11 protein-coding genes are annotated in these 16,013 nt (G+C 32.1%); 7 read left to right on the forward strand and 4 right to left on the reverse strand.

The features are described 5' to 3' along the window. Positions 1–79 precede the first annotated feature (79 nt). The 6 genes from FHR24_RS03520 to FHR24_RS03545 all read left to right on the forward strand — a co-directional run bounded on the left by FHR24_RS03520 (position 80) and on the right by FHR24_RS03545 (position 6,495). Positions 80–1,525 (forward strand): sensor histidine kinase, encoded by a 1,446-nt coding sequence (locus tag FHR24_RS03520; RefSeq protein WP_243846492.1) that lies wholly within the window; start codon positions 80–82, stop codon positions 1,523–1,525. Positions 1,526–1,597: 72 nt separating this feature from the next. After that, positions 1,598–3,133 (forward strand): ThuA domain-containing protein, encoded by a 1,536-nt coding sequence (locus FHR24_RS03525; RefSeq protein ID WP_167183944.1) that lies wholly within the window; start codon positions 1,598–1,600, stop codon positions 3,131–3,133. Between the two features lie 66 nt (positions 3,134–3,199). Next, positions 3,200–3,973 (forward strand): enoyl-CoA hydratase/isomerase family protein, encoded by a 774-nt coding sequence (locus FHR24_RS03530; protein WP_167183947.1) that lies wholly within the window; start codon positions 3,200–3,202, stop codon positions 3,971–3,973. Positions 3,974–4,006: 33 nt separating this feature from the next. Next, positions 4,007–4,321, forward strand: coding sequence for a DUF4286 family protein (locus FHR24_RS03535; RefSeq protein ID WP_167183950.1), 315 nt, complete (start codon positions 4,007–4,009; stop codon positions 4,319–4,321). 168 nt (positions 4,322–4,489) lie between these two features. Beyond that, positions 4,490–6,100 (forward strand): sulfatase, encoded by a 1,611-nt coding sequence (locus FHR24_RS03540; RefSeq protein WP_167183953.1) that lies wholly within the window; start codon positions 4,490–4,492, stop codon positions 6,098–6,100. Positions 6,101–6,243: 143 nt separating this feature from the next. Beyond that, positions 6,244–6,495, forward strand: coding sequence for a hypothetical protein (locus tag FHR24_RS03545; protein WP_167183956.1), 252 nt, complete (start codon positions 6,244–6,246; stop codon positions 6,493–6,495). Between the two features lie 149 nt (positions 6,496–6,644). On the opposite strand, the gene FHR24_RS03550 is transcribed toward FHR24_RS03545, so the two are convergent. The 4 genes from FHR24_RS03550 to FHR24_RS03565 form a co-directional block, all read right to left on the reverse strand. Beyond that, the gene (locus tag FHR24_RS03550; protein ID WP_167183959.1) at positions 6,645–8,324 is read right to left on the reverse strand and encodes a hypothetical protein; all 1,680 of its coding nucleotides are present in this window, start codon (positions 8,322–8,324) and stop codon (positions 6,645–6,647) included. Between the two features lie 15 nt (positions 8,325–8,339). Then, positions 8,340–10,079, reverse strand: coding sequence for a RagB/SusD family nutrient uptake outer membrane protein (locus FHR24_RS03555; protein WP_167183962.1), 1,740 nt, complete (start codon positions 10,077–10,079; stop codon positions 8,340–8,342). A gap of 12 nt (positions 10,080–10,091) precedes the next feature. Beyond that, positions 10,092–13,169, reverse strand: a complete 3,078-nt coding sequence (locus FHR24_RS03560) for a SusC/RagA family TonB-linked outer membrane protein (RefSeq protein WP_243846493.1) — start codon at positions 13,167–13,169, stop codon at positions 10,092–10,094. A gap of 835 nt (positions 13,170–14,004) precedes the next feature. Further along, positions 14,005–14,199, reverse strand: coding sequence for a hypothetical protein (locus FHR24_RS03565; RefSeq protein ID WP_167183965.1), 195 nt, complete (start codon positions 14,197–14,199; stop codon positions 14,005–14,007). Between the two features lie 503 nt (positions 14,200–14,702). Between FHR24_RS03565 and FHR24_RS03570 the strand changes: the two genes are divergently transcribed. Beyond that, a complete protein-coding gene (locus FHR24_RS03570; RefSeq protein ID WP_167183968.1) occupies positions 14,703–15,992 on the forward strand; it encodes a T9SS type A sorting domain-containing protein in 1,290 nt (429 codons plus the stop codon). The last annotated feature ends 21 nt before the right edge of the window (positions 15,993–16,013 follow it).

Consider the following 16,013-nt stretch of genomic DNA (forward strand, 5'->3'; position numbering starts at 1 on the left):
TCGTCTTTTTTGTTTATAGAAGCCATATTAATTAACTTGGCTTAGCTTTTGATTGTTCAACAAAGAAGAATCATTTTATATGAAAATAATGAACAAAGTTTCTTTACGAATAAGAATATTTTTAGCCATGCTACTTTTGGTAGGGTTGGCCTCTGTGTTAATTGCCGTAGTAACGGTAAAGCAATACAAACAACAAACCAAAGAGTATTATTATTCTCGTTTTGATAGAAAAGAAAGAGCCGCACAAAAAAATATAAATTACGAGCTAGAGAATACTATTTATCCGGCTGCACAGCAGTTTTTAGGATTTATATTTAGAGAACGTATTTATGAGATTGCAACGGTGCATAAGATGAAAATGAGTATTTATGATTTAAATGGTCAATTGCAAATAAACTCTTACGAACCTTGGTTTAGAATTTTTAAAGAAAAAATTCATCCTAATGTAATAACAACTTTAAAAAAAACAGATAAGTTTGAAGAGTCTGTGCCTTTGGAAAGTGGTAAAATTTCTCAATTAGCATATTCTTATATCCACGATAGAAACTTAAATAAAGTAGGGATTTTAAAAGTAGAATACGTTCAAGATAATACACAGGAAGAAGAACAATTAAATTTTTTCTTAAACCGATTGTTTTTGGTTTATGGAGTTATGATGTTATTAGCTGTTGTGTTTGCTTATTTTTTATCTAGTTATATTACTAGATCTTTACAGTCTATTTCTGATAAAATTCAGGAAACAAAGTTGTTAAAGAATAATAAAAAAATTGATGCAGCTGGAACTACCTCAGAGATTGCTTCTATTGTAGAGGCGTATAATAATATGATTGATGAGTTGGAAAAAAGTGCCGAAAAATTAGCTAAAAGTGAAAGAGAACAAGCTTGGCGAGAAATGGCCAAACAAGTTGCACATGAAATTAAAAACCCGTTAACACCAATGAAATTAACGGTGCAAAGTTTTGAAAGAACATTTGATCCTAATGAAGAGGGGATTAGAGAAAAGGTTAAAGACTATGCGCAAATGCTAACACAGCAAATAGATGTAATGTCTTCTATCGCAACTTCATTTTCTGATTTTGCCAGAATGCCACAGAAAAATATAGAGAATATAGACTTGGTAACAGTGGTAAAATCATCTATTGATATTTTTTATGAAAATCATATTGAGTTCTATACAGATAAAGATGAGATTCATTTAAATTTAGATAAAAATCAAATTACCAGAGTTTTAAACAACTTGGTTAAAAATGCAATTCAGGCAACAGAACATATAGAGAATGCTAAAATTGAAGTGATTTTAGAAAATAAAGCTACTCAAGTTATTTTATATGTAAAAGACAATGGAAAAGGAATTGCCGAGGCTGATAAAGAATTAATTTTTGAACCTAAATTTACCACAAAAAGTAGTGGTATGGGCTTAGGACTGCCAATGGTTAAAAATATTGTAGAAGCCTACGGAGGTACAGTAACTTTTGAATCTATTTTAAATCAAGGTACTATGTTTAGAATCACATTGCCTAAATAATTAATAAGTTTGTTTTTAAAACTAAGTTGTTAAATTTGCATATATTCGTTAAATACATGTAAAATCATAAAAATGTTTAAAAAATTAATCTTATTAGTAGTGTTTATGTTGGTAAACGTTGTTTATTCACAAGAAATATCAATTCTTGTTTTTTCCAAAACTGCAGGATTTAGACATAAATCTATAGAGTCAGGAAAACAAGCAGTACAAAAATTAGCCGTTAAAAACAATTGGAAAGTTGTTTATTCAGAAGATTCAAATTTATTTAATGATCAAGATTTATCAAAATTTGATATCTTATTTTTCTTAAACACTACAGGAGATATTTTAAATGAGTCGCAGCAAAATGCGATGAAATCTTTTTTTGCAAAAGGAAAAGGTTTTGTAGGAACCCATTCTGCTACAGACACAGAAAAGGACTGGCCTTGGTATGTAGATATGTTGGGAGCAACCTTTAAAAGTCATCCCAAACAACAAAAAGCAACGTTACATATAAACAAAGAACACGGTCATCAAGCGGTAGCGCATTTAAACAACAAAGAAGAGTTTTTTGATGAATGGTACAATTTTAAAGATCCTGTAGCCAAACACGTAAATGTACTAGCTACTTTAGATGAAAGTACGTACTCTGGTAAACAAATGGGAATGGTACATCCTATTACTTGGTACCATCATTACGATGGAGGTAGAGTTTTTTACACAGGTTTAGGACATACCAATGCAGCATATTCTGATGAACGTATTGTAAAACAAATAGAAGAAGGAATTAAGTGGGCTGCAAAAATAACAGACGTAAACACATTAACAAATAAGTGGACAAATTTGCTAAAAGGAGATCCGTATAAAAATTGGGACGTTTTTATGGGAGTACCTCATAATTCTGTAAAAGGTTTGCCAAATGTAGATCCTAAAAGTAACGGAATGAAAGGAGAGCCTTTGGGACTTAATAAGGATCCTAAAAAAGTGTTTAATTTTGTCAAAGAAAAAAAGGACAAACATTCGGTTCACATAACAGGAGAAATATATGGAGCATTAACCTCTAAACAAGAATATGAAAACTACCATTTAAAATTAAAAGTAAAATGGGGAGAGCAAAAGTGGGCTCCTAGACTAGATGCTAAGAGAGACAATGGTTTGCTATATCATTGTACAGGGCCATTTAGACAATTTTGGAATGTTTGGATGCGTTGTCAAGAATTACAAATTCAGGAAACAGATATGGGAGATTATTATGCTTTGGGAGGTGCTACTAGTGATGTTCCCACGGTTACTGTAGAAGAAAACGGAAAACCTAAAAAAGTATACGGAATTGATGGAGAATTAAAAGCAGGGAGTTCCAAACGTTCTTTTGACAACGAAAAAAAACATGGGAAATGGAACACCATCGAGTTGATTACCTATAACGGAACTAGTTTGCACATTGTAAACGGAAAAGTGGTGATGGCTTTATTCAATTCTAGACACCACGTAAAAGGAATGGGAACATCCCCGCTAACTAGAGGTAGAATTCAATTTCAATCCGAAGGAGCAGAAATTTATTACAAGGATATTTTAATAAAAAGCATCAACGGAATTCCTAAAAAATACAATAAATATTTAAATCAATAGAAAAGTAAAAAAGCAACCTAATTTTAGGTTGCTTTTTTTTATCTTAAACATATAAACAAAACCATTATGTCAGATAGTAAAGAAGTGAGTATTAGTATAGAAAATAAAATAGCTTTTATAACTATTAATGCTCCTAAAACACTAAATGCTTTAAACAGAAAAATTATCAAAGAAATTCATCAGCATTTATACAATATAAAGTATGATAATGATGTTAGAGTAGTAATAATTACAGGTGCTGGAGAAAAAGCATTTGTGGCAGGTGCAAATATTAAAGAGTTTGCTTCCTTCTCTAAAAAAGAAGGACAAGAGTTGGCACAGTCTGGACACGATTTATTATTTAATAAAATTGCTAATTTTTCAAAACCAGTAATTGCTGCCGTTAATGGTTATGCTTTAGGGGGAGGATTAGAGTTAGCTATGGCATGTCATATGCGTGTTGCTTCAGAAAATGCCAAACTAGGCCAGCCAGAAGTAAGTTTGGGTTTGATTCCAGGTTATGGAGGTACACAAAGACTAACTCAGTTAATAGGAAAAGGAAAAGCTTTTGAAATGATTTTAACAGGTCAAATGATATCTGCTAAAGAAGGCTTAAGTTTAGGTTTACTAAACTATGTAGTTTCTCTAGAGGAACTAATGCCAAAAGCAATAGAGATTGCAAGTAAAACAATAGAGAACTCTCCAGCTGCTATTAAAAAAAGTATCAAGGCAATAAATGCTGTATTTGGAAATATAGGGTTACAAAACGAGGTGGAGCTTTTTGGTCAATGTTTTGGAACGGATGAATTTAAAGAAGGAACACAGGCATTTTTAGAAAAAAGAAAGCCAAACTTTAAGTAGGCTTAGTTAACTTTGCAGTTCTAAAAATTATTCATGTATATATACAACGTAACCACAAATATAGAGTTAGCAATAGAGCAAGAATGGCTTTCGTACATAAAGAACACTCACATACCAGCAATGATTGCTACAGGATGTTTTACAGGAGCTAAGCTAACCCGAGTAATGATACAAGAAGAACAAGGAGGAAAAACATTTTCTATTCAGTATGCAGTAAAAGATAAAGAGACTTTTAAAGGATATTATGTGGCCTATGCAGCAGATATGAATGCTACTTTAGATAAATTATTTAAAGGAAATTATGTTTCTTTTCAAACGGAATTAGAAGTTATAGAAGATTATTACTAGACTACCTTATGTGATAAAATAGTGTTGATATAGGCTAATAATGGTCAAATAAGACTACTTTTTATTTATTTACTTTGTTTGTTGACTTTCTATAATATTAATATTTAGTGGAGAGTAACATATCAAATTTATAGTTTTTACTATTATATAAATAAAAAAATATTCTAAATGAAACATCTACTTCATCTACTTGTATTCGCTTTTGTGTTTGTTGCTCATGCGCAAAATAAAAAACCAAATATATTATTTATAGCGGTTGATGATTTAAAAACCGAATTGGGCTGTTATGGTTCAGAAACGGTAAAATCACCTAATATCGATAAATTATCTAGTGAGGGTGTGCAATTTAATAGAGCCTACTGTCAACAGGCTATTTGTGGTCCATCAAGAGCAAGTATTATGACAGGGGCTAGACCAGAAACCATTAATGTAATTGATTTGTTTCAAGACTTTAGAGAAAATCGTCCTAGCATTGTTACCATTCCTCAGCACTTTAAAGAAAACGGATATGAAACCGTGTATACAGGAAAAATATTTCATGGACAATACACAGATGATCAAATGTCATGGTCTAGAAAAGCTACAAAGGCCAAAAGAAATACAAATGCTCCTAGAACTAAAGGAGGATATGCTTTAAAGAAAAATCAGGATATTTACATAGAGAACAAAAAAGCTTTAGAAAAAAAATACGGAGAAAAAATTATTCGTGAAAATTGGTTAGCTAAAGGGCCAGATACTGAATGTGCAGATGTTCCAGATGATACTTATGAAGATGGTTATAACACTCAAACAGCCATTACTACTTTATCGGAATTAATAAAAAATGATAAGCCTTGGTTTTTAGGTTTAGGATTTAAAAAGCCTCATTTAGATTGGATTGCTCCCCAAAAGTATTGGGATTTGTACGATGAAAATAACATTCCTATAGCAACTCAAATAAATCCACCAAAAGATGGAGCTGCTGTTGGATTGTCTGAGTCTTTAGAAGTTAGAGTAGGAGCAAATATGCCTAAAACTGAAGTTTTTTCACCAGAATTACAACGTCATTTACGTCACGGATATTATGCTTGCGTAAGTTACATAGATGCACAAATAGGTAAAATGGTTCAGGCTTTAAAAGACACAAAACAATATGATAATACAATTATTGTTTTGTGGTCAGATCATGGTTTTAATTTAGGCGAAATGGGATACTGGGGAAAAGCAACCAATTATGAAGTAGCTACAAAAGTTCCGTTTATAATAGTTGCTCCTGGAGTTTCAGACAAAGTAAAAGGGCAAAAGTCCAATGCTTTGGTCGAATTGATAGATGTGTTCCCTACGTTGTGTGATTTGGCAGGTTTAAAAAAAACAGAACACCTAGAAGGGAATAGTTTGGTAAAGTTGTTAAAAAAACCAAGTGCTAGTGGAGCAAAAGCGGCTTTTAGTGTGTTTCCATCCCCAGCCTTAAGAGAGTGGGCAGCAAGACCATTTACGCCACCTTTTCGTACCACTTTTTTTATGCCTTTAATTGATAAGATTGAAGCAAAGATTGAAAAACAAATGGGAGATAAGTGGAATAGAGATACTTTTGAGCGTTTTGTAATGGGATATGCCATGAGAACAGATAAATATAGGCTAGTGGTTTGGAAAGATAGAAGAAAGCCTAAGGAAGAGCCTTTGTATGTAGAGTTGTATGATCACAAAAATGACCCGATAGAATCTGTAAACATTGCAAAATACAATGCTAAATTGGTTGCAAAATTAACCAAACAGTTAAATGCAGAAATTTATAACTAACAGTAGTTACTCTATTTATCATAAAAAAAGGCAAAGAATTTAGATTCTTTGCCTTTTTTTATGATAAATTGATTGCAGTTTTTTAATTTATAGAACTACGCAACCTTTTAAAGAAAGAGAACTCTTAATAGAAAGGTTGTAGTATGAAAATACGAATATTTGTTTTAGCGATGATTTTGTTTGCTTGTGAAGGGCATAATAAAATAGAAATGCTACCAATATGTAAGGTGCATACCCCTCTAGAAGAACTAATTTGGTTACAAGATTTTATTAAAAAATCTGGAGAGTATGAGTATTATATGACAGCAAAATATAAGGGAAATAGGGTGTTTTATTATGGGGATTGCAACCCTCTTGTTAATTATCAATCGGTGGTTTACAATTGTAAAGGGTAAAGTATAGGACTAACCAACAATTTGTATGAACAATTGTTGGAGGTTAAAGTTATTTGGCAACCTATAGATTCTAAATGTGATTTAAGTAATTAATTAAAAAAGGGAAAGCTATTTTACTTCCCCTTTTTTTAAATCTCTTTACGTGTTAATTAAGGTCTAGGATTTAATCGAACCCATGAGAAACTATCAAAGTAAATAGTTTGAGGTCCTGTAGCATTTGGATTGTCAATAGTTTCAAATCGAAGATCAATTTTAGTTCCCGATGCGATGTCATCTACAGTAATGGATTGTTCAATTTTTACCCACTTGTTTTTTTCTACACCTTCTAAAGACCAATCTTTATTTTGAAGTAAGGTAGATCCAGATTTTAGCTGAGTTTTAATAACGTTAATATTGTTTGAGTCATCTGTGTCAGCATCTTTTATAAACACCATATAAGTCATTAAATACGTTCCTGCATTAAGTCCGTTTGGTTTTGTCAAATCCAATCCTAACAAACTTATATTTGATAATTCGTCTACTTTAAATCTCATACTAGCTTCTCCTTCATAAGCTTTTTCAAGTGTTCTAGAAAAAATAGGTGCTATTTCTGTTCCATTTCCATTTCCTATAAAATAGTTTTTGCAAAATCCTTTTTTCCAGTTCGCGTTTTCATTTTCAAAACCGGCAATATCTTGTACAAAAATACTAGCTCCTGTATCTTGTTTTACTTCTAAAGGTCCAAAATTTTCTAAAACTCGACCATCAACAGAAGTTACATTTCCGTCTGTAAAAGAGATTTCAATTGTATCTGTATTATAGATAGTTTCTGCTAATTCTAGGTCTACCACAGAGCTATCATCTGAGTTGATAGAAACACTGGATACAGGTATGTTTACATCAAAACTAGCAGCAGTATTGGTTACATGAACTGTAAATTTAGAGGCTTGTGCAATGACAGATTCAATTTCTCCAGTAACACTAAATGAAATGATACCGTTGTTTAACGTTACGTTACCATCAATCACAAAAGGTTTGCTAGATGGGATTACTTTAATAAGTACAGGAATTAGTTTTTCAGCGGTATAAGTAGGTACATCTGAACCACTTCTTTTACTTTCCATATAGGCAGTATATTCTCCGGGTTTGTTGTAACGTATATTTGCAATTTCTTTAGTAGACTCCTCAGGTTTTCCCCCATCTGTATACCACGTTCTTGCAGTTGATCTTCCTGTAGTGGTTATATCTGTAAAAACAACTTCTTCTCCTGCTTCAATGGTAATTACTTGCCAGTCAGCTTTGCTTTCTATAGTAGGTTCTTCATCTTCATTTAAAGAAAAAACATCTTCTAACACAGGGTTTTCAGGATCGGTAACATCATAGGTCGATAATTTTAGAGCAGGTTTAATTCTGTCAAAAACATCAATAGTAAAAGTTTGTTCTGCTACCCATTGGTCTTCTATAAGCGTAGTTCCTTCTAGTTCTTCTTCATAGGTGTTTTTAAGAATAATGGTTTGTAAACCTGCTTGGCTAAAAATCACATTAACTTTAGTGTCACTTATCGTGTTTCCGGTGTTTGGAATAATGTAAGGAGTAAAATCTTCAATAGCTCTGTTTAAATCTCCTTTAATAAATTTTGCTGTTTCTGGAATGGTAAATAAATTAGTACTTGGATTTTTAGATAAGTCTAACAAAGTAATGTAGTCTTCAATACCTAAGGTATAGTCAGCTTCTTCAAATCCACTACTAGTATACCATAAAAAAGAGGAATGGTCAGTGCTTAAGTCTGGATCGTGAGTACAACTGATAAAAGTTGTAATAGAGATGAATAATAAGAATAGTTTTTTCATGTGTTTAAGCTTTTATTATTTTAAAGAACCTTGATTGTATAAGGTTTCAGAAATAGGCAATGGTAAATAATCGTGTAAGTTGGAATTGTAATTAGCGGCTGCTTCATCAAATTCATTAATAGTGATAGTGGCATCTGTTGGGTCTGGGCTAGTTCCTATTTGAAGCAAAGATTTATTTCGGTTAGTTCCTGCTTGTGTTACATAGTTGTCTAAATAATACTCTTGATTAGCTAAAGAATTAAAACGTTGTCCTAAAACCCCCCATCTTCTTAAATCAATAGATCTTTGTGCGTATCCTTCATTACACAATTCCAAAGGTCTTTCTTTATACATTAAGTGTTCCATTAAAGATTCTTCAGTATAAACAACTTCGTCAAAATCATAAGAGCTTCCATCGCTAGGCCCTAAAAGCACCAATCCCCATCGTCTTCTAATTTTGTTGATGTATGTTAAAGCATCTGTAATGTTTCCAGTTTTAATTTGACATTCGGCATACATCAAATACACGTCGGCTAGTCTATATAATACTAAGTTTTTACCAGATTTCCACGCGGTTTCTAAAATGTTATTTTCACTTGTTACAATATCGTGATTTGTAAGTTTTTTAAAATATGAAAAGGTGGTACCTGCAAAAGAGGTCAATACATTGGCGGTGGTTCCATAATATTCTGATTGTTCATCATTAACTACAGCAACCATTTGTGCAGCTCTTAAAGATACATTTCTAAGTTTGACACCTCCGCTACCATCACTAACATAGTTTCTAGAATCGTTAGAGTCTAATTCTTCAGCAGAGTATTCATAAGTTAACCAGGCTGTAGGCACCATAAAAGAACCTCCTTTGGCAACTGTTGGTGCAGCATATCTAGCAAAGCGGTTAAAGAAACTTTCTTCATCAAAAGTACCATCTTGTTGTTGGTGATCTTGTGAATAGTTAATTTCAAAAATAGATTCATCATTAAAATCTCCAGCACTTGTGAATAATAGGCTTACATCATCTCCCTCTAATAATTTGTATTTGTAATCATTATTGGTAATAACATCTAATAAATAGGTTTTAGCCAAAGGGTATTCTTCTGTATACAAATAGCTTTTACCTAAAATGGTTGCGGCTGTACCTGCAGTTACTCTAGATTTGTCTTCAAAAGTTGGAGGTAAGTTGTTGTATGCATAGATTAAATCTTTTCTGTAAAACTCAATAACTTCTTGAGAGCTAGATACGGATTTAGAAAAATCAGTAATGGTAACAGGAATCTTATCTCTAATAATTACTTTACCATTATTATAATTAGAGTTTAAGTAAAAATGCATCAAACCTCTAAAAAAGCGAGCTTGTCCCATTTGTTCTTTCCATCCGTCTTGCTCTTTAAATTCTTGTCCCATACTGTTTAAACCCGCAATTACTTGGTTGGCTCTCCAGATAACTTGGTACATAGCATCCCAGCTTTTTTCATAATCTTTAACGCTGTTGTTGTAGGTTTTTCTGTACCAAGGCAATGCATTTTGATAGGGATTATCTCTGTCTTTTGGGTAAGCAATATCACTTCTCCAAGATTCAAAATCTACCGAGATTAGGTAATTGTTAAGCAATGCTCCATATACGGATGTAAGGTTTGCGTTAGATTCTTCTAAATTACTCCAATAGAGTTCTGCTGAAATGGTATTCGGATTTGTTTCTTCTAAAAAATCTTCGGAACAAGATGTGTTTATCAAAGTAAATAATGTACAGCTGATGTATAATAGTATTTTTTTCATGATTTTTTAGCGTTAAAATTTAAGGTTAAGTCCTACAGTGTATAAGGCTGTTAAAGGATATCTAGCTCTGTCTAGTCCTCTAGTGGCTACATTTCCTCCTACTTCTGGATTGTACCCTGAATAGTTGGTAAAGGTTAAAGCGTTTTGTGCAGAAACATAAAATCGAGCATTGGTAATTCCCAATTGTTGATTCACCTTTTTAGGCAAATTGTATCCTAGTGTAACTAGTTTTAATCTTAAGTAATCTCCATTTTCTAGCCAATAATCAGTATTTCCTCTGTAGTTATAAGATCCACTTTTATTGTCTCCGTTGTTTAAAGGAATATTGGTGTTTTGATTTTGTGGTGTCCACATATCTATCAATCCTTTGTGGTTTCCTACGGCATAGGCTGCTGCTTTAGTTCCGTTTAAAATTTCGGATCCTACGGTTCCGTACCAATTCATGGCCAAATCAAAGTTTTGATATGTCCATTTAAGATTGAAACCAAATTCAAATTCAGGCAAACCACTACCCATATAATGTCTGTCTTCATCTGTAATATCACCATCTTTATTGTAATCTACATATACCAAATCTCCCAATTGAGCATCTGATCTTGATGGGAATTGTTTGTACTCGTCTAGTTGTTCTTGAGTTTTAATAATTCCATTAGTTTCCATTAAAAAATAAGATCCAGCTTCGTACCCTTTTGCAATGGCCGTGGTAATTGCTTGTGGGTCTCCGTTAATTAAAGAGGAATTAGAATTGTATATAATATTGGTGTCACCAGACATTTTGGTGATCTTATTTTTATTTGTTGTAAAAGTCGCATTTACGTCTAACCTACTTTTACCAATTCTTTCTCTATATTTTGTGGCTAATTCTAGTCCTGAATTAGTCATGTTTCCAACATTTAAAGTAATAGTTGGGTCGTAATATGCTCCTGTAGAACCGGGTAGTCTAACAGGAAATAACATGTCTTTTTTTTGGGTATTGTAGTAGTCTGCAGTAAATATGATTTTGTTTTTAAGAAAACCAACATCAATACCTATGTTTTGCTGAATAGATGTTTCCCATTTTACATTAGCATTAGCATAAGATCTAATAGCAGTTCCGTAGGATGGTGAATTGTCATTACCATCAAAAATATAATCACTACCAAAAGCAATGTTAGAAGTGTATTCATAGGGATTAAAACTTTCGTTTCCTACGGTACCGCTACTAATTCTCAATCTAAAGTTATTGATTGTTTTTTTTGCATCTTGCCAAAAATCTTCATCAGAAATATTCCAAGCGAAAGAAGTAGAAGGAAAAATCCCCCATCTGTAGTTTTGTGAAAATTTAGAAGAACCATCTCTTCTTATTAGGGCTGATAGTAAATATTTTCCTTTGTAGTTGTATTGAACTCTACCCAATAAACCTACAATTTTAGAGGTGTAATTAAATCCAGAGTAAGCATCGGGGTTGATACTAGCACCATTTAACACATCTACATTATTGTTAATAATTCCTTGCTTGTAGGCTGTAAATTGTTTTTGATCGGTTTGATTGATAGATGAGGTTGCTAAAAGGCGAATATTATGGTCTCCAATTTTTTTAGTGTAGTTTAAGATAGCTTCTGCAGTATAGTTCGTTCTGCGTGTGTTAGATGCAGTAACAGAACTACGTGTAGGGTCTTTACTACTAACATCATCATCAATATCAACTTCTGTATACTGAGGAGAAAATTGATTTTGATTTTGATTTAAAATTGTTCCTCCAATACGTGTGGTTATGTCTAAGGCATTTGTGATTTTTCTTGTAATATTTAAACTGGTGTTGATACGATCTGTATCCGTAGTATTTGTACGAGATAAAGCTTGTGCAAAATTATTAACATTAGATCTTCCCAACTGATCTGTGTATACAACATCGTCATTAGGATTTACTTTAGGGTAATATGCAGGGTATCTAATAGCACTTACAACCAAACCTGTGCTAACTCTATTGTTAACTTCAGTAGTAACAGCAAGACTTCCGTTTATTTGCCAATTATCAGTTTTGTAAGTTGTGCTAATTCTACCGTTGTACCTTTTAAATCCAGAATTAATTAAAGCTCCTTCTTGATCGTAATAACCACCTACTAAATTGTATGAAAAATCTTTAGTTCCTCCTGATACATTTAAGGTGTATTGTTGAGTTTGTGCACCATTAATAAGGATCAAATCATCAAATCGGTTGTCGTTATTTAACCAATCAGGGTTTCTTAAAGGTCCTGGAATTCCTATGTCGGGTGTTCCTAAATTGTATTTGGTCAATTCATAAGATATTCTTTCTTGTGCATTCATTAAAGGAACTACATCTCCTAAATACTGAAAACTATTAGAAGCGTTTAAACTAATACTCATAGCTCCTTCTTTTCCTTGTTTTGTTGTAATTAAGATTACCCCAGCGGCTCCTCTAGTACCATAAACTGCTGTAGAGGCTGCATCTTTTAAAATATCTATTGTTTCTATTTCATTAGGGCTTAATCTAGGGTCTCCTTCTTGTGGAATACCATCTACAACAAACAAAGGAGTGTTGTTTCCGCTTAACGATGTAATTCCTCTAATTTGTATGCTAGCACTTTCTCCTGGTTCTCCACTAGGAGCAGTGATGTTTACTCCAGATACTTGTCCTTGAAGACTAGAGGCAATGTCTTGATTCACAAAACCCTCTATGCTTTCTGCCTTCACTTGGGAAACGGCTCCTGTAATTTCTTTTTTCTTTACACTACCATACCCAATTACAACTACTTCGTCTAAATCTTCTACGCTGGGTAATAGCGCTACGTTAATTTTAGTCGATGTGATTTTTACATTTTTAGAAATCATTCCTACGTAATTAAAAATCAAAATATCTCCTATAGAAGCTTTAATAGAGTAGTTCCCATCAAAATCTGTAAAGACACCACTGTTTGAGTCTTTAATCAGAACACTAGCTCCTAGAAGTGGGGTTTTGTCAGATAAGTTGGTTACGGTACCTTGAATCATTTTCTTTTGTGCAACAATGTGCATGGTACAAGAGAACAGAAATATTCCCAATAACAGGAGTGTTCTGTTGGAGTGTAGTTTTTTTAGATAGTGTTTCATTTATGATAGTTTATGATGTTTTTAGAAGTTTTACAGAGTAAAATTATGTGATTCGTAATTTTAACTACTTTTTAATGATAAAACTCAAATACAAAGAAAGTTGTTTTTATTTTATATTCTTTTGTGCATTTTTGCCATTAGCAGTATTTTTTTGCTTTTTTGTGGGTTTTTTACAATCAATACTAGTATCAATTTCTTGTTTTCTAATTTTTTATCGTTTTCAGTGTAAAAATAACTGTGCTTTGTTGCCAGTGATGTAAAGATGAATTTAAGGCAGTTTAAGTGTTTTATATTGTTTTACTCTCACAGATTAAAACCATATAAAATTATAATGTACTTAATATATCTATTAAATATATTATAGTTTGAACAGGAGATTTTTTATTATTTGAGACTTATTTAAAGAAATGTTTTTCTGCTTGAGTGATCTTGTTTTGGTCCAAAAAGTAATTGAATCAGATGATAAAGTTAATACCTATGGTTTTCTAGAGATACAAATCAATATATTAGATATGAATTAAAACAAATTAGAAATTCTTATAGAACAATCTTTAATAAAGTAAGGAGTAAAAATATTGTTGGTGAAGGGAACTAACAATAGCAAAATCTTTAAAATAATGTATTCAAGTTTAATTGAAAAGAGTCTGTTATTTTTGAAATTCTGATAACTTTAGAGGAATAAAGTTGATTTAATATAGAAGAAAAATTACGAAAGTAGATTCTAGTAAATCTTAAAAGAATAAGATAATAGAGGGGTTTATTTAAGACAAACAAAAAGAGAGACCGTTTTAATAGTCTCTCTTTTTGTTTGTAATATGTGTAATAATTTTAAAAATTATTCTTGAGTGTTTTCTACACTTGCTTCTTTAGCTGCATCAGCTTCATAAGTAGCTTTCATATTTTCTTCATATTTTTTTGATACCTCTTCAGCAGTCATGTCATCGAATTCTAGTAGAACATCCTCTGTACAAGAGGTTAAACAAACCGACACAACAACGGCAGTAAAAAGTCCTTTTAATAAATTTTTCATAGCATTTAATTTATTTAGTTCATAGTAACTTTTGTTTTTAGAGTTTAAACTTTCATAGCAATTTTTTAAACTCTAAACAAAATTTGTTTTTGTTTCATACAGTAAATATACAAAACTATTTAAGATAAACAATGTTGAATGGTGTTTTTTTAACGTTTAATGGTTTTTTTTAGTCGTTTAACTGTTTATGTAGGTGTTTGAATGAGAATTAAAGGAGGTAATCTTTATTAAAACCTAAGCCTTTGGTGGAATTTGAATGTTTTTATTTTAGGTGCAATTTTTTTGTAGACGAGTTGGGGATAAAAAATATCTTTTGAAGAATAGAGGAAATTAGGAATGATAGCTGTTTTATCGGTCTTAAAGTATATGAATCTTATGTTTAAGTGCTAAAAATTATAAAATTATTAATTTATGCTAAAATAGAGTTGTTAAGAGTAAAAACAGAGTTGCTTAAGTTGGTAGGGGTGTCTTATTTTTGATAAATAACTAAATATTAATTAATTATGATGAAAAAAATACACAAATTTGGTTTAATAGCTGTTGTGATTGTTTTAACAGTGTTTTCTGCAAATGCACAACAAGGACCAACGATTTATGATTTTGCTGGGGGGGCACAAAGCTGGGTAAAAGGTTATGGAACAGGTACTGTAGATCATGATCCAATAGAGGGAGTTTCAAGTGACGGTGCATTAACTCTTGAGAGATTAGGAAATAATAATGCGAACATTAGAAGGGGACAAGGTGGAGATGATACTTTCATTGTCCTAGATAGAGGTGTTTATAGTTATATTAAAATTGTATATAAGAATCAAACTAAAGCTACTGAGTTAAAAATAGCAGGAACGTCTAGAGATGCTGGAACTACTGGAGAAGGTAGTAGTTTTAGTACTATTTCCAAATTTGATTTAGTAATTGAATCTGAAAATTATAACACGGCTTATATTGACATATCTAGTATTCCTGCTGGTCATGAGGTAACCAGATTAGATATGCAAGTGAGAAGAAATTCTCCAGATGATACAGGCGATAAAATATTTTTTGATGAAATTGAGTTTATAGCTTCTTTACCGGTAACTACTTCTGCTTTTATCGTAGATCCTAATTTTGAAGATCCTCTAAATGACTTAGCTACTTTAACAGATAATACTTTTCTAACTAGAGAGATTTCTAATGACGAAGCTCATGGTGGGGATAGCTCTTTAAAATTTATGGCCTCTGGTGATGCTGATAAATCAGTATTTTCTTTTTTTACTACGTATGGTGATTTAGGACAAGTTTATCCTGTAGGAAGTACTATTGAAATAAAAATGTGGGTAAAGACAAATAGAACTGAAGGACTTTTAATTCAAGCCAAAACTAAAAACACAAATGGAGGAGGTTCGATTAGTGCTCAGCCACAAGATAACCAAACAACAACTAATTTAGTTGGAGCTTGGGAAGAACTTACATTTACAATGACGGCTAATGATGCATTTGATGCGGCCAACTTTAGATTTGCATTCATTTTTAATAATGATGCTTCAGATGTTAATACAGGAGATGTTATTTATGTTGATGACTTAAGTGCTACAGTAACAGCACCTACTTTGTCTAGTAAAAAAAATACCTTAGAAGGAGTAAATGTTTCTTCTTCTAACGGAGTTATCAATGTTTCGGCTCCAGATAATAGTGAGGTTTCAATTTACTCTATTACGGGAACTAAAGTTGTAAATAAAGCTTTGGCGAGTGGCGTTTACATTGTGAAGGTTGTTAATAACGGAAAACAATACATTAAAAAAGTAATTGTTGAGTAAGTAAGAAGATTATCATAAAGA

Source organism: Wenyingzhuangia heitensis, assembly GCF_011762155.1.
GTDB classification, from domain to species: Bacteria; Bacteroidota; Bacteroidia; order Flavobacteriales; family Flavobacteriaceae; genus Wenyingzhuangia; species Wenyingzhuangia heitensis.

Bases quoted from the DNA above. Each gene is read 5' to 3' on its own strand.
- FHR24_RS03545 (WP_167183956.1), top strand. From the start codon at position 6,244: ATGAAAATACGAATATTTGTTTTAGCGATGATTTTGTTTGCTTGTGAA.
- FHR24_RS03560 (WP_243846493.1), bottom strand. From the start codon at position 13,169: ATGAAACACTATCTAAAAAAACTACACTCCAACAGAACACTCCTGTTA.
- FHR24_RS03520 (WP_243846492.1), top strand. From the start codon at position 80: ATGAAAATAATGAACAAAGTTTCTTTACGAATAAGAATATTTTTAGCC.
- FHR24_RS03570 (WP_167183968.1), top strand. From the start codon at position 14,703: ATGATGAAAAAAATACACAAATTTGGTTTAATAGCTGTTGTGATTGTT.
- FHR24_RS03555 (WP_167183962.1), bottom strand. From the start codon at position 10,079: ATGAAAAAAATACTATTATACATCAGCTGTACATTATTTACTTTGATA.
- FHR24_RS03535 (WP_167183950.1), top strand. From the start codon at position 4,007: ATGTATATATACAACGTAACCACAAATATAGAGTTAGCAATAGAGCAA.
- FHR24_RS03550 (WP_167183959.1), bottom strand. From the start codon at position 8,324: ATGAAAAAACTATTCTTATTATTCATCTCTATTACAACTTTTATCAGT.
- FHR24_RS03540 (WP_167183953.1), top strand. From the start codon at position 4,490: ATGAAACATCTACTTCATCTACTTGTATTCGCTTTTGTGTTTGTTGCT.
- FHR24_RS03525 (WP_167183944.1), top strand. From the start codon at position 1,598: ATGTTTAAAAAATTAATCTTATTAGTAGTGTTTATGTTGGTAAACGTT.
- FHR24_RS03565 (WP_167183965.1), bottom strand. From the start codon at position 14,199: ATGAAAAATTTATTAAAAGGACTTTTTACTGCCGTTGTTGTGTCGGTT.
- FHR24_RS03530 (WP_167183947.1), top strand. From the start codon at position 3,200: ATGTCAGATAGTAAAGAAGTGAGTATTAGTATAGAAAATAAAATAGCT.